Here is a 13,920-nt window from a genome sequence, read left to right as displayed (position 1 = left end):
AGATCATGCGATGACCTCGCGTAGCGGGCGCGCCGGGAGGCGCCAGACCGGGAGACGACTGGGTGTGGCGTTGTCCGCCCTGTCCATCCTCGCGTCTGGAGCGCCCCAGGTCGCCTTCGCCCAGGATGGCGGCCCTTCCCTGATCCGCGACACCGAGATCGAGGAGATCCTGCACCACGACGCCGATCCGATCTACGCGGCGGCGGGGCTGGATCCCAAGACCGTCCGAATCCTGATCGTCGGCGACAAATCGCTGAACGCCTTCGCGACACAAGGCCTGCAGATGGGCCTCAACACCGGCCTGATTCTGCAGACCGAGAACCCCAACCAGCTGCGCGGCGTCATCGCCCACGAAACCGGGCACCTGGCCGGCGGCCACCCGACCCGTTCGGACGAGATGATGAAGGCCGGCCTCAAGCCGATGATCCTGACCATGGGCCTGGGCGTCCTGGCCGCCCTGGCCGGTTCCGCGGACGGCGCCGCGATGCTTCTCGGCAACGCCCAATATGCCGGGGCTCTGGGCGCCCTGGGCTATAGCCGCGAACAGGAGTCGCGCGCTGACCAGGCCGGCGCCGGCTTCCTGGAAGCCACCGGCCAGTCGGGCCGCGGTCTCGTGGAGTTCTTCGACAACTTCCGCTACCAGGAAGTCTTCGACCAGGCTCGCCGCTTCGCCTATTTCCGCAGCCACCCCCTATCGTCCGAACGGATCGAGGTGCTGCGCAGCCGCGTCGAGCGCCAACCGCACTACAGCGCCGTCGACACGCCCGAGGACCTGGCCCAGCACGAGGTGATGAAGGCCAAGCTGGAAGGCTTCCTGAACCCGCAAGTCGCCTTGATGAAGTACAAGGAGACCGACACCGGCTTTCCGGCCCGCTACGCCCGCGCCATCGCCTATTACCAGATGAAGGAGCCCGACCGGGCCCTGGGTCTGCTGGATCCGTTGATCGCCGAGCACCCCGACAATCCCTATCTGTGGGAGCTGAAGGGCCAGATCCTGTTCGAGTTCAACCGCATCGTCCTGGCCGAGGAACCGCAGCGCAAGTCCGTGGAACTGAAGCCCGACGCCGCCCTGCTGCGCGTCAATCTCGGCCAGACCCTGATCAGCCTGGATGACCCCAAGAAGGTCGAGGAAGGCGTCCAGGAGCTGAAGCGCAGCCTGCTGAACGATCCCGACAATTCCGTCACCTGGCGCCTGCTGGCCCAGGCCTACGACAAGCAGAAGAAGGACGGCGAGGCGCGCCTGGCGACGGCCGAACAGTATTTCTCGCTGGGCGCCGTCCAGGAGGCCCGGGTCTTCGCCATGCGGGCCCGCGAACTGCTGACCAAGAACACGCCGGACTGGCGCCGCGCCACCGACATCGTCCTGGCCTCCCGCCCCTCCAACCAGGACCTCAAGGCCCTGGCCAAGGAAGGCGCGGTCCAATCCAACCTCGGCCGCTAGGCCGCCCTCACCTGTTTCGAGATATCGATGACCCTGCTTCGTCGCGCCGCGACCCTCGCCCTGCCGCTGGCTATCGCCAGCCTGACCCTCGCCGGCTGCGACCAGGCCAAGCCCGACAAGGCGTTCGGTGAAAAGGTCCGCGCCTATCTGCTGGAGCACCCCGAGGTGCTGATGGAAGCCAGCCAGAAGCTGCAGGAGAAGCAGGCCGCCCAGCAGGCCGCCTCGTCGCAGAAGGCCATCGGCCAGTACCGGCAGGCCATCGAGCGCGACCCGCGCGACATCGTCATCAATCCGGCTGGCTCGATCACGGTCACCGAATTCTTCGACTATCGCTGCGGCTACTGCCGCCACGCCGCGCCGGAGATCGTCGAGCTGGTCCAGAAGAACCCGGACATTCGCCTGGTGCTGAAGGATTTCGTGATCTTCGGCCGCGACAGCGAAGCCGCCGCCCGCATCGCGCTCGGCGCCAAGGACCAAGGCAAGAGCCTGGAGCTATACAAGGCCCTGATGGCCGAGAACGCGCTCGACGCGGCCGGCGCCCTGCGCATCGCCAAGAACGTCGGCATCGACCTCGACAAGGCCAAGCCGCTTGGCGAGAGTCAGGCCGTGACCCAGCACCTGGCCGACACCGACGCCCTGGCCAAGACCCTGGCCTTGTCCGGCACCCCGGCCTTCATCGTCGGCGACACCCTGGTCCCCGGCGCCGACATCAACGCCCTGAGGTTGGCGATCGAGCAGACTCGGGCAAGCGCCGCGAAGGCGGGCTAGATCAGCCCCGCCAGCGGCGAACTCGGATCCGCGTAGAGCCGCTTCTGCATCCGGCCGGCCAAGTAGGCCTCGCGGCCGGCGATGACGGCGTGCTTCATCGCCTTGGCCATGCGGATCGGATCCTTGGCCTCGGCGATGGCGGTGTTCATCAGGATGGCGTCGCAGCCCAGTTCCATGCCGATCGCCGCGTCCGAGGCCGTGCCGACCCCGGCGTCGACCAGCACCGGCACCTTGGCGTTCTCGACGATGATCCGCAGGTTGACGCGGTTCTGGATGCCCAGGCCCGAGCCGATCGGCGCGCCCAGCGGCATGATCGCCACCGCGCCGGCCTCTTCCAGCTTGCGGGCGTAGACCGGGTCGTCCGAGCAATAGACCATGACCTGGAAGCCTTCGGCGACCAGCAGCTTCAGCGAGCGCAGGGTCTCTTCCATGTCCGGGAACAGGGTCTTGGGGTCACTGAGGACCTCCAGCTTCACCAGGTCCCAGCCGCCAGCCTCGCGGGCCAGGCGCAGGGTGCGCACGGCGTCCTCGCCGGTGAAGCAGCCCGCGGTGTTGGGGAGATAGGTGAATTCGGTCGGCTTGATGTAGTCGACCAGCAGCGGCTGGCTGGGATCGGTCAGGTTCACGCGGCGCACGGCCACGGTGACGATCTCGGCCCCGGCCGCGCGGGCGGCGGCGGCGTTGGTCGCGTAGTCCTTGTACTTGCCCGTGCCGACGATCAGGCGCGAGCGGAAGGTGCGGCCGGCGACGGTCCAGGTTTCTTCGGCGTCGCCATTCGAAGCTTGGGGAGCCGAGACGGAGTCGGGGGAGACGTGCGCGTTCATGCGGCTGGTTTACGCCCCGCCAGCCGCCGTTTCAAATGCCCAGGATCAACCGCCGCCGATAAAGGTGACGATCTCGATGCGGTCGCCGTCCGCCAGGGCGGTGTCGGCGTAGGTCGAGCGCGGCGCGATCTCGAGGTTGCGTTCGACCGCCACCTTGCGGGCGTCCAGGCCCAGCTTGGCCACCAGATCGGCGATCGTGACCACCTCGGCCACGTCCCGCTCTTCCCCGTTCAGCAAAAGCTTCATCTCACCTCCGAAGCGAGCCGTGCTTGTGACCCGACGGAACCGGCTATACAAGACCCTCGGAATCGACGGCGGAGCCGCATGGTAAAACCGATCCACGTGCTGAGCGGGCCTAATCTCAACCTGTTGGGGACCCGCGAGCCTGAGATTTACGGCAAGGACACGCTTGATGATGTCCGTACGCGCTGTGAGGCGCGGGCGGCTTCGCGCGGCGTTTCGGTGGTCTTCCGCCAGTCCAACCATGAGGGCGTGCTGATCGATTGGGTGCACGAGGCGCGTGAGTCGGCCTCGGCGCTGATCATTAATCCGGCCGGCTACGGCCACACCTCGATCGCGCTTCTGGATGCGCTCAAGACCTTGAGCATCCCGGTGATCGAGTGTCACTTGTCCAACCCGGCGGCGAGGGAGGAATTCCGCCGCCACACCTATGTTTCGCTGGCGGCCACGGGAATTGTCTCCGGGTTCGGCGCGGCGAGTTACGAACTGGCGATCGAGGCCGCTTTCGGCCTGATCCGCGTTTAACAACGACATCGCCCGGCGTTTTCCGCCGCCGAGGCGTTCAAAAGAACAAGGTAAGCTTCCATGTCGAACCCCAAGGCCCCCGCCGATCCGGTCGAAGCTCCGGCCATCGACGCTCGTCTGGTCCGCAAGATCGCGGACATCCTGAAGGACACGGGCCTCACGGAGATCGAGGTCGAGCACGGCGGCCTGAAGATCCGCGTCGCGCGCGAGCTGACCGCCGCTCCGGTGAACTATGTGCAGCAGGCCGCCGCTCCGGCCTATGCCCCGGCTCCGGCCGCCGCGACCGCGCCGGCCGCCGCACCGGCCGCCGAGGCCGCTCCGGCCCCGGCCGCCGCCCGCGGCGACGCCGTGAAGTCGCCGATGGTCGGCACCGTCTACATGTCGCCTCAGCCGGGCGCTGACGCCTTCATCAAGGTCGGCGACACCGTCTCGGCCGGCCAGACCCTGCTGATCGTCGAGGCCATGAAGACCATGAACCCGATCTCGGCCCCGAAGGCCGGCAAGGTCGTCGAGATCCTGGTCGAGGACGCGCAGCCCGTCGAGTTCGGCGAGCCGCTCGTCGTCATCGAGTAACGATCATGTTCGACAAGATTTTGATCGCGAACCGGGGCGAGATCGCGCTCCGGGTTCACCGCGCCTGCAAGGAAATGGGCATCGCCACCGTGGCGGTCCATTCCGAGGCCGACCGCAACTCGATGTGGGTGCGCCTGGCGGACGAGAGCGTCTGCATTGGCCCCGCGCCGGCCGCCAAGAGCTATCTGAACATCCCGTCGATCATCGCGGCGGCCGAGATCACCGGCGCCCAGGGCATCCACCCAGGCTACGGCTTCCTGTCGGAGAACGCCCGTTTCGCCGAGATCGTCGGCGCGCACGGCTTCACCTTCATCGGCCCGAAACCGGAACACATCCGGATGATGGGCGACAAGATCACCGCCAAGCAGGCCGTGAAGGACGCCGGCATCCCGGTCGTCCCCGGCTCGGACGGCGGCGTCGCCACCGAGGAAGAGGCCTTCGCGGCCGCCGAGGAAATCGGCTTCCCCGTGCTGATCAAGGCCGCCTCTGGCGGTGGCGGTCGCGGCATGAAGGTCGCCCAGACCCGGGAAGACTTGGCCGAAGCGGTCTCGACCGCTCGGTCGGAGGCCCGCGCCGCGTTCGGCGACGACACGGTCTATATGGAGCGCTACCTCCAGAAGCCGCGCCATATCGAGCTGCAGGTCATCGCCGACAGCCACGGCAACGTGGTGCACCTGGGCGAGCGCGACTGTTCGCTGCAGCGCCGCCACCAGAAGGTTCTGGAAGAAGCCCCCTCGCCCGCCCTCGGCGCGGCCGACCGCGCCAAGATCGGCAAGATCGTCGTCGATGCGGTCAAGGCCATCGGCTATCTGGGTGTCGGCACCATCGAGTTCCTGTGGGAGAACGGCGAGTTCTTCTTCATCGAGATGAACACCCGCCTGCAGGTCGAGCACCCGGTCACCGAAGCCATCACCGGCATCGACCTGGTGCGCGAGCAGATCCGCATCGCCGCCGGCCTGCCGCTGTCGTTCACCCAAGAGGAGGTCGTCTTCGAGGGTCACGCCATCGAGTGCCGGATCAACGCCGAGAACGCGCGGACCTTCACGCCCTCGCCCGGCACGATCACGGACTTCCACGCCCCCGGCGGCCTGGGCGTTCGCTTGGATTCGGCGATCTACACCGGCTATACGATCCCGCCCTATTACGACAGCCTGATCGGCAAGCTGATCGTGCACGGCCGCGACCGGGCCGAGTGCGTCGCTCGCCTGAAGCGCTGCCTGGGCGAGATGGTCGTCGGCGGCGTCGAGACCACGATCCCGCTGTTCCAGGACTTGCTGGTGCAGCCCGACATCCTGGCCGGCGACTACGACATCCACTGGCTGGAACGCTGGATCAAAGCGCAAGAAGGCTGATCCGAGGTCGGCGATGGATGAGGCCTTTTCGGTCGACGATCTGATCGCCTGCTACGCGCGTGGCGTCTTCCCCATGGCGGACGCCCGCGAGGACGAAAGCGTGTTTCTGATCGACCCCGAGCGGCGCGGCGTGCTGCCGCTCGGCGGTCTCCATATCCCCAAGCGCCTGGCCCGTACGGTGCGAAACGGCCCTTACGAAGTCCGTGTCGACACCGCCTTCGAGGCCGTGATCGAGGCCTGCGCGACCCCTCGGCCCGGCCGGGCCGAGACCTGGATCAACCACCCGATCCAGCGGCTATACGGACAGCTCTACGCCCGCGGTCTAGCTCACAGCGTTGAGACCTGGCTTGGCGACGAGCTGGTCGGCGGACTGTATGGCGTCTCGCTGGGCGGAGCATTCTTCGGCGAGAGCATGTTCTCGACCGCGCGCGACGCCAGCAAGGTGGCGCTGGTGCATCTGGTCGCGCGGCTGCTCGCCGGCGGCTATCAACTGCTGGACACCCAATTCCTCACCGACCACCTGGCCCAGTTCGGGGTGACCGAGATCAGCCGCGCGGATTATCGCCGGCGACTGACCAAGGCCCTGGCGGTCGAGGGCGACTTTTACGGCTTGGCGGGCGGGGCGACCGGGACCGACTGCTTGCAAGCGATCAGCCAGGCGTCATAGACCGGATGCTGCAGCGGGTTCAGACCCGGCGAGCTGGCGTACATCCAGCCCTTATAGACCTGACGTCCCGGCGGGGCGGCGCGGCCGCCCTGCGCCTTGGGCTGGGTGTCGACGACGACATAGGCGGCCGTCTCCGGCGCGATCTCGTCCGACGCGGCGGTCTCGCAGGCGCGGACGGTGAAGATCAGGGTCTTGTAGCGGACCGGCTGGCCAACCGGGACCTCGAACCGCATGGTCTCGGTGGTGACCTTGTCCAGCGCCTGCAGGATGGCGATCGAATAGCGCGGGCGCTTGGTGGGCTCGACCGGCTTGGCCGGCGCCGTGCCGGCCGGCTTGGACGTCGTCGCGGCGGCCGGCGGCGAGGCCGGCGGATTGGGATTGGCGACCGCGGGTGAAATCTGGGTCGGCTGTGCCGGCCGCAGTTCTCCGGGCGTCGGCGCCGCGGGCGCTTGCGGCGCCGACGGCGGGGTCTGGGCTTGCGGGGCGTTCTGGCGCGCGAGCGCGGCGCCCGTCGCGGTAAGACCGGACAGGGCCGCGACGGCGGCGATCAAGGGCGCCCGACGGGCCGTCATGCCTATTCCGGCGACCAGGGCTGATAGTCGCTGGTGGCGGCCTGGCGTTCGCCGCCACGCGCCAGCGAGCCCTTCGGGCGCCAGGCGTGGACGGTGCCGGTCAGGTTCGGAAGGTGATCTTTTTCCCATTCGCGGCGCTTCAGCGGGACCTGGTTGGGCCGTTCGTCGAAGGTGTAGTGCAGCCAGCCGCTCCAGTCCGGCGGGACTTTCGAGGCCTCGGCGTAGCCGTTGTAGATCACCCAGCGACGCTTGCGATCGTCATAGCTGTCGCTGTTGTCGCGGGCTTCGAAATAGCGATTGCCGTACTCGTCCTGGCCCACAAACACGCCGCGGCGGCCGATGTGGAAGCGCTGACCCAGGGTCGCGCCGTTCCACCACGTGAAGATCGCTTTCAGCACTACGTTCGCACCCGAAATTGCAAGGGTTTAGGGGCCGCGACGGGCGCGGCGGAAGCGGCCGGACTATAGGGCTCCGCGCGCGCAGCGTCCAGCACCGCTCAGCCCGGCGCGACTTCAACATCTTGTGGATTAGAGCACCCCGACCCGCAACATCTATTGAGGCGGAACGAGCGAGGTTCTAGCTTGGGGTGCGACCTTACGCGCGTCCCACGGCACGGAATCACCCGTTAGGGATTTGGTAAGATATCACGACTGACCGACCGGACCCGGAACTCGCCCATGCGCACGCCCGCCAAAGCCGCCGGAGTTGTTCCCGCCATGGAATGGCGCGATCTCGAACGCGCCGACAGCGTCGTCGTGGTCTCGGCCCCGCCGTCCTGGAGCGACGCCCGCGTCGAAGCCTGGCTGGACTGGGCCGGCGAGATCGAGGCCAAGGCGCCGCTAGGCGGGGGTCCCGCCCGCTACGCTGACCGCGTGGCCCAGGCCGGCCTCTCGCGCGGCCTGTTCGGCGACAAGGCCGATGCGAGCGCCTTTCGCGACTCCCTGCTGGCCACCATGCTTTCGGGTCTGGCCACGCCGGCCGGCGGTCAAGCCGGCCTGGAGCTGCTGCCCGACATCGGCGAGTTCGAGTTTCAGAGCGCGGTGAAGACCACCCTGTCCCAGCGCCGGGGCCGCGTTCTCGCCGCCCAGGCCGCGGCGCGCCTGGACGCCGCCCTGACCCATGTCGCCGACGCTGTCCGCCGCTGCCAGGGCGACCCGCGCGCCTGCGCCGACGTCCGCAAGAACCCGGCCCTGGCCCGCGCCGCCCGCAGGGCCCGCGAGCTGGGCGCCGACGACCGCACTATCCTCGACGCGATCGCCATGGCTGACGCCCCGCGTCAGGCCCCGGCCGAGCTGGAGCCCGCGCGCGCGCTGTCGATGGTCGCCTCGGCGTCGCGCCAGGGCGTGGCCGCCGGCGACGAAGCCGCCACCCTCGCCGCCCAAGTCGGCTGGGAGACCAGCGCCCTCACCCTGACTCTGTCTCCGACCGACGCCGAGTTCGTGTCGCGCGGCGTCGGCGTCGGCGCGGCGATCGACGCCAGCGCCTTCCTCGACGGCGAAACCTTCGACGTCGAGCGCTTCACCTATGTCTGCCACCTTTGGGGCACGGCGCTCGAGCTGGATCGTGGCGAGCGCCCGGCGCGCCTGTCGCTCGCCGGCGTCGGCGACTGCCTGCTCAGCCAGGGTCTGTCCCAAACCAGCCTGGAAGGCCGTGACGCCGCCGCCGCGCTGTGGGCCCTGGCCGTCGGCGCGGCCCTGTCGGCCAGCGCCGAGGCCGCCTCTGCTCTCGGCCCCGACGAAGCCTACGCCCAGGATCGCCAAGGCGTGCTGAAGACCCTGGCCGAGCGCCGCGTGCGCGCCGCCGCCCTGCGGTCGGAGCTGGCCACCGAGGCGGCCGCCGCCCTGGCCACCGCTCACGCCCTGGCCCGCAAGCATGGCCTGCGCTCGTCCGCCCTGGTCGGCCCGTTCGAGGACGCCGAAGCGACCCTGCGCCTGGGCGGCGCGCCAGTCGGCGTGGCGGGCGCCATGTCGCCGGTGTCGGTCACCCAGACCGCCGACGGCTTCCTGCTGCCCGCCTTCAGCGCCGCCGCCTTCGAGGCCCTGTCGACCGAGGCCGTCGACCTGGACGCCGCCCGCCGCCACGCCCTGGGCCATGGCACGCTGGCTGAGAGCCCGGCCATCGACCACGCGATGCTGCAGGCTCGCGGCTTCACCGCCCACGAGATCGAAAAGGCCGAGCACGCCCTGCGCGAGAACGACGGCCTGCGCGCCGCCTTCGCCCCCGGTGTGATCGGCGCTGGTTTCCTGCGCGACGTGCTGGGCGCCTCGGCCGAGGACGTCGCCCGCCGCGACTTCGACACCCTGGCCTTCGCAGACTTCTCGGCCGCCGAGATCGCGGCCGCCGAGCGCCACGCGCTGGGCGCGGGAACCCTGGGCGACTGCGAAGCCCTGAACCCGGAACTGCGCGAGGCCTTCCGGTCGGTCGAGGCCCCGGTCTTCGCCGATCGCCTGGCCATGCAGGCGGCCGTCGAGAGCTTTGCCTGCCTGCCCATGCCGGTCGCCATCCCGGTAGCCTTCGACGCCCGGCCGACCGACGCCGTGCGGGCCCAGGCCGCCGCCGCCCGCTCGGGCGTCCGCGCCCTGCGCCTGCAACGCGCCGCCGCCCCCGCCGATTTCAAGCTCGACCTGCCCGAGGAACCCGCCGCCGAGCCCGCCCGCGCCGCGCCACTCCGGGAGCCGGTCGTCACCGAGCGCGTGGTCGAGAGGATCGTCGAACGCGACCGCTCGCGTCGCCGCCTGCCCGACCGCCGCAAGGGCTACATCCAGAAGGCGGCCGTCGGTGGCCACAAGGTCTATCTGCACACCGGAGAGTACGAGGACGGCGAGCTGGGCGAGCTGTTCATCGACATGCACAAGGAAGGCGCGGCCTTCCGCAGCCTGATGAACAACTTCGCCATCGCCGTGTCGCTGGGCCTGCAGCACGGCGTGCCGCTGGAAGAGTTCGTCGACGCCTTCGTCTACACCAAGTTCGAGCCGGCGGGCCCGGTCTCGGGCAACGACTCGATCAAGTCGGCGACCTCGATCCTGGACTACATCTTCCGCGAGCTGGGCGTGTCGTACCTTGGCCGCGACGACCTGGCCAATGGCGACGCCGACGAGTTCAACGCCGACGGCCTGGGCTGGGGCAAGCCGCTGTCGGACGACGAGATCGACGACGTCGGCCCCGATCCTGTCCTGGCCAGCAAGTTCATCTCCAAGGGCTTCTCGCGCGGCGTGACGCCCGACAACCTGGTCTTCGCCTCGTTCGGCCGCCGCCGTGTCGAGGGCGCGGAGCGTCCGGGCGCCGACGGCGAGATGTGTCCGGCCTGTGGCGACCTCTCCCTGGCCCGACGTGGCGGGCTGACCGTCTGCGACACCTGCGGGGCGCAGTCCGACCGGCCCGGGCCGATGGCCTCTTCGTAGGCGTGTTTGGCTGGCGTTAAGCTTGCTACGTCAGGCTGTGAACGCCCCTTTTCGCGTAGGATTGCGCCAGAATGAAACCGATCGCCCTTCTCGCGGCCCTCGCCTCGCTCGCCCTGGCGACCGGCGCCAGCGCCCAGAACGCCGGCCAGATCTCGGCCGTGCGCAACGGCGCCAGCTGTCCGCGCTGCAACCTGTTCCAGGCCGATCTCTCGAACCTGGAGCTGAAGAACAAGAACCTGTCGGGCGCGCGCCTGCGCCAAGCCGACCTTTCGACGGCGGTGATGAACCGCACCAGCTTCGCCGGCGGCGACTTGCGCGACCTCAACGCCTATGGCGCGGTGCTGACCGGCGCCAGCTTCGCGCGCGCCGACCTGACCAACGCCAGCTTCGTCGGCGCCTATCTGCAAGGCGCGAACTTCTCCGGGGCAAGACTTTCGGGCGTGAATTTCTCAGGCGCCGAAATGAACCGCGCCGTTGGCCTGACCCAGGGTCAGTTGAACCAGGCGTGTGGCGATGACTCCACGTTGACTCCGCGTGGTCTCTCCATCCCACGCTGCCGTTAAATCCCCGTCATTACCGCGATTTAAGTGGTCTCTACCCCTCCGACGGTCCAAACCGTAACTCACACAGTCGCGTATGGACTGCACGGAGAAGTCGATGTCCCGCTTGGGCGTTTCCATCGCCGCCTTGACGCTGAGCCTCGCGGCCCTGACCGGCCCGGCCCATGCTTCGATCGAAGACAAGGACGTCGCCAAGCTGACGTCCTTCGGCGGGATGTGCGCCAACTGCGACCTGGCCGGCCGCAAGCTGATGAATGCCAAGTTCACCGGCGCGACCTTCGTCAAGGCGATCCTGATCGGCGCCGACCTGCGCGGCGCGATGTTCTACGGCAGCAATTTCGGCTCGGCCGATCTCAGCCGCGCCGACCTGCGCGGCGCCGAGATGCGCGGAGCCAACTTCATCGGCGCCAACTTCACCGACGCGCGGATGTCCGGCGTCGAGAGCAGCGGCGCCAATCTGCAGTCCGCTATCCTGGTCCGCGTCGACCTGTCGTCGTCCGAGCTGCACGGCTCGCAATTGATCGGCGCCAATCTGACCAAGGCCCGGCTGTCCAACGCCGAACTGACCGGTTCGAGCCTGCAAGGCGTCAACGCCCGTGACGCGGACTTCTCGAATTCGGACATCAACCACGCCAACCTGACCGGCGGCCGGTTCGAAGGCGCCAATTTCCGCAACGCTGACCTGACGAGCTCAATCCTGCGCGGCGCGATCTTCACCGGCGCGGACTTCCGCAACGCCGACCTGACCATGGCCGTCCTGACTGGTGCGGACTTCAGCGGCGCGCGGGGCCTGGATCAGGATCAGTTGGACGAGGCCTGCGGCGACGGCGGCGTGCGCCTGCCCTCGGGCCTTACGGTACGGCCTTGCAACGGCCTGAAGGGCGCGCACTTCATGCTGCTGCGCGAAATGCCCAAGGCGCCGCCGGCTCCCCCTGCGCCTCCGGCCGCGCCGAAGCCGCCCAAGCCTCCGAAGTGGTAACCGGCGCCCTCGCCGCCTGATCTGCTTACAAGAAGAACACCGATAAGAAAAAGCCCTCCGATCGCTAGACCGGAGGGCTTTTTCGTATCGGCGTCTCAGCCGCGCCTTACACCTTGATGGGCGGCGCGGTGCGGATGTGCAGCTCCTTGAGCTGCTTGTCGAGGACATTGGCCGGGGCGTTCATCAACAGATCCTGGCCCTGCTGGTTCAGCGGGAAGGCGATGACCTCGCGGATGGCCACCTGGTCGGCCAGCAGCATGACGATGCGGTCGATGCCGGGGGCCAAACCGCCGTGCGGCGGCGCGCCGTAGCGGAACGCGTTCAACATGCCGCCGAACTGCTCTTCGACCACTTCGGGGCCGTAGCCGGCGGTCTCGAAGGCCTTGAGCATGATCTCGGGCTTGTGGTTCCGGATCGCGCCCGAGCACAGCTCGTAGCCGTTGCAGACGATGTCGTACTGGTAGGCGCGGATGGTCAGCGGGTCCTGGGTCTCGAGGGCCTCCAGGCCGCCTTGCGGCATCGAGAACGGGTTGTGCGAGAAGTCGACCTTCTTCTCGTCCTCGTTCCACTCGAACATCGGGAAGTCGACGATCCAGCAGAACTTGAACTGGTTCTCGTCGACCAGCTTCAGCTCCGTACCGACCCGGGTGCGGGCCAGGCCCGCGAACTTGGCGAACACGGCCGGGTCGCCAGCCACGAAGAAGGCGGCGTCACCCGAGCCGAGGCCCAGCGACTCCATCAGGGCTTGCGTCGGCTCGCCCAGGTTCTTGGCGATCGGGCCACCCCAACCACCCTGGTCTTCCGACCAGAAGACGTAGCCGAGGCCCGGCTGGCCTTCGCCCTGGGCCCAGCTGTTCATGCGGTCGCAGAAGGCGCGGCTGCCGCCGGTCGGCGCGGGGATGGCCCACACCTGGTTCTTGGCGTCGGCGCCCAGGATCCTGGCGAACAGGCCAAAGCCGCCGTCACGGAAGTGCTCCGAGACGTTCGCCATCTTGATCGGGTTGCGCAGGTCCGGCTTGTCGCTGCCGTACCAGGCCATCGACTGGGCGTAGGTCAGGCGCTCGAAGCCCTGGTGCTCGAAGCTCTGGCCAAAGTCGTTCGTGAAGGTGTGGGTTCCGCTGATCGGCGAGACCGGCTTGCCGTTGCTGAATTCCTCGAACACGCCGTGCATGACCGGTTCGATGGCCGCGAACACGTCTTCCTGCGTCACGAAGCTCATTTCGACGTCGAGCTGGTAGAATTCCAGCGAGCGGTCGGCGCGCAGGTCTTCGTCGCGGAAGCACGGGGCGATCTGGAAATAACGGTCGAAGCCCGAGACCATCAGCAGTTGCTTGAACTGCTGGGGCGCCTGCGGCAGCGCGTAGAACTTCTCGGGATGCAGGCGCGAGGGCACCAGGAAGTCGCGCGCGCCTTCCGGCGAGCTAGCCGTCAGGATCGGCGTCTGGAATTCGTTGAAGCCCTGCGCGAACATGTGGTTGCGGATCGACTGGATCACGCGCGAACGCAGCACGATATTCTTGTGCAGGGTCTCGCGGCGCAGGTCGAGATAGCGGTGCTTGAGGCGGATCTCTTCCGGATAGTCCGGCTCGCCGAAGACCGGCAGCGGCAGCTCGGCGGCCTCGCTCAGCACCTCGACGGCCGAGACGCGGATCTCGATCTCGCCGGTCGGCAGGTTGGGGTTCACCACGCTGGCGTCGCGGGCGACGACTTCGCCGTCGACGCGGATCACGCTTTCGGCGCGCAGACGCTCGACGACGCTGAAGCCCGGGGTCTCCGGGTGCAGCACCAGCTGGGTCAGGCCGTAGTGGTCGCGCAGGTCGATGAAGACCAGACCGCCGTGGTCGCGCTTGCGGTGGATCCACCCCGACAGGCGCACCGAGGAACCGGTGTCGGAAGCGCGAAGAGCGCCGCAGTTGTGGGTGCGATAGGCGTGCATGGTGGTCATGAAAGTCTTGAATACGCGGTGATTTGCAAGGCGCGGTAAGGCGCACGTGGGCGCCGTGATGTCAAGGATTCTG

The 13,920-nt window shown here is 68.3% G+C and carries 14 protein-coding genes; 9 read left to right on the top strand and 5 right to left on the bottom strand.

Annotation, left to right across the window (positions count from 1 at the left end; genetic code table 11):
- Positions 1 to 10 precede the first annotated feature (10 nt).
- The gene (locus ASC70_RS14575) at positions 11 to 1,441 is read left to right on the top strand and encodes a M48 family metalloprotease (RefSeq protein WP_047405786.1); all 1,431 of its coding nucleotides are present in this window, start codon (positions 11 to 13) and stop codon (positions 1,439 to 1,441) included.
- A gap of 27 nt (positions 1,442 to 1,468) precedes the next feature.
- Positions 1,469 to 2,209, top strand: coding sequence for a DsbA family protein (locus tag ASC70_RS14570; RefSeq protein WP_056051252.1), 741 nt, complete (start codon positions 1,469 to 1,471; stop codon positions 2,207 to 2,209).
- On the opposite strand, the gene ASC70_RS14565 is transcribed toward ASC70_RS14570, so the two are convergent.
- Together ASC70_RS14565 and thiS are read right to left on the bottom strand one after the other, a co-directional pair.
- On the bottom strand, positions 2,206 to 3,033 hold the full coding sequence (locus tag ASC70_RS14565) for a thiazole synthase (protein WP_056051250.1): 828 nt from the start codon (positions 3,031 to 3,033) through the stop codon (positions 2,206 to 2,208). The genes ASC70_RS14570 and ASC70_RS14565 overlap by 4 nt on opposite strands.
- 45 nt (positions 3,034 to 3,078) lie before the next feature.
- On the bottom strand, positions 3,079 to 3,279 hold the full coding sequence (gene thiS, locus ASC70_RS14560) for a sulfur carrier protein ThiS (RefSeq protein ID WP_047405792.1): 201 nt from the start codon (positions 3,277 to 3,279) through the stop codon (positions 3,079 to 3,081).
- Between the two features lie 78 nt (positions 3,280 to 3,357).
- Between thiS and aroQ the strand changes: the two genes are divergently transcribed.
- Genes aroQ through aat form a run of 4 tightly spaced genes read left to right on the top strand, consistent with a single transcriptional unit; the run spans position 3,358 to position 6,390 of the window.
- The gene (gene aroQ / locus ASC70_RS14555) at positions 3,358 to 3,798 is read left to right on the top strand and encodes a type II 3-dehydroquinate dehydratase (RefSeq protein WP_047405794.1); all 441 of its coding nucleotides are present in this window, start codon (positions 3,358 to 3,360) and stop codon (positions 3,796 to 3,798) included.
- Positions 3,799 to 3,858: 60 nt separating this feature from the next.
- Complete coding sequence (accB, locus tag ASC70_RS14550; RefSeq protein WP_056051247.1) at positions 3,859 to 4,371, top strand: acetyl-CoA carboxylase biotin carboxyl carrier protein; 513 nt, start codon at positions 3,859 to 3,861, stop codon at positions 4,369 to 4,371.
- 5 nt (positions 4,372 to 4,376) lie between these two features.
- Positions 4,377 to 5,723 (top strand): acetyl-CoA carboxylase biotin carboxylase subunit, encoded by a 1,347-nt coding sequence (gene accC / locus ASC70_RS14545; protein WP_047405798.1) that lies wholly within the window; start codon positions 4,377 to 4,379, stop codon positions 5,721 to 5,723.
- Positions 5,724 to 5,736: 13 nt separating this feature from the next.
- Positions 5,737 to 6,390, top strand: a complete 654-nt coding sequence (aat, locus tag ASC70_RS14540) for a leucyl/phenylalanyl-tRNA--protein transferase (protein ID WP_047405800.1) — start codon at positions 5,737 to 5,739, stop codon at positions 6,388 to 6,390.
- On the opposite strand, the gene ASC70_RS14535 is transcribed toward aat, so the two are convergent.
- Both ASC70_RS14535 and ASC70_RS14530 read right to left on the bottom strand, forming a co-directional pair.
- A complete protein-coding gene (locus tag ASC70_RS14535) occupies positions 6,327 to 6,962 on the bottom strand; it encodes a DUF2155 domain-containing protein (RefSeq protein ID WP_056051245.1) in 636 nt (211 codons plus the stop codon). The genes aat and ASC70_RS14535 overlap by 64 nt on opposite strands.
- Positions 6,963 to 6,964: 2 nt before the next feature.
- The gene (locus ASC70_RS14530) at positions 6,965 to 7,360 is read right to left on the bottom strand and encodes an NADH:ubiquinone oxidoreductase subunit NDUFA12 (protein WP_056051242.1); all 396 of its coding nucleotides are present in this window, start codon (positions 7,358 to 7,360) and stop codon (positions 6,965 to 6,967) included.
- A gap of 279 nt (positions 7,361 to 7,639) precedes the next feature.
- On the opposite strand from ASC70_RS14530, the gene ASC70_RS14525 reads away from it, so the two are divergent.
- The 3 genes from ASC70_RS14525 to ASC70_RS14515 all read left to right on the top strand — a co-directional run bounded on the left by ASC70_RS14525 (position 7,640) and on the right by ASC70_RS14515 (position 11,902).
- Entirely contained in the window at positions 7,640 to 10,363 is a 2,724-nt protein-coding gene (locus ASC70_RS14525; RefSeq protein WP_056051239.1) for a ribonucleotide reductase, read from the top strand.
- Between the two features lie 71 nt (positions 10,364 to 10,434).
- Positions 10,435 to 10,926: a pentapeptide repeat-containing protein gene (locus tag ASC70_RS14520; RefSeq protein ID WP_056051236.1), complete on the top strand. Its 492-nt coding sequence runs from the start codon at positions 10,435 to 10,437 to the stop codon at positions 10,924 to 10,926.
- Between the two features lie 94 nt (positions 10,927 to 11,020).
- Entirely contained in the window at positions 11,021 to 11,902 is an 882-nt protein-coding gene (locus ASC70_RS14515) for a pentapeptide repeat-containing protein (protein WP_056051235.1), read from the top strand.
- Positions 11,903 to 12,008: 106 nt separating this feature from the next.
- Here the strand turns inward: ASC70_RS14515 and aspS are convergent, their stop codons facing one another.
- Positions 12,009 to 13,847, bottom strand: a complete 1,839-nt coding sequence (aspS, locus tag ASC70_RS14510; RefSeq protein WP_162247224.1) for an aspartate--tRNA ligase — start codon at positions 13,845 to 13,847, stop codon at positions 12,009 to 12,011.
- Positions 13,848 to 13,920 lie beyond the last annotated feature (73 nt).

Source organism: Caulobacter sp. Root343, from assembly GCF_001425745.1.
Lineage (GTDB): Bacteria > Pseudomonadota > Alphaproteobacteria > Caulobacterales > Caulobacteraceae > Caulobacter.
This window is presented reverse-complemented; position numbering and strand designations above follow the sequence as displayed.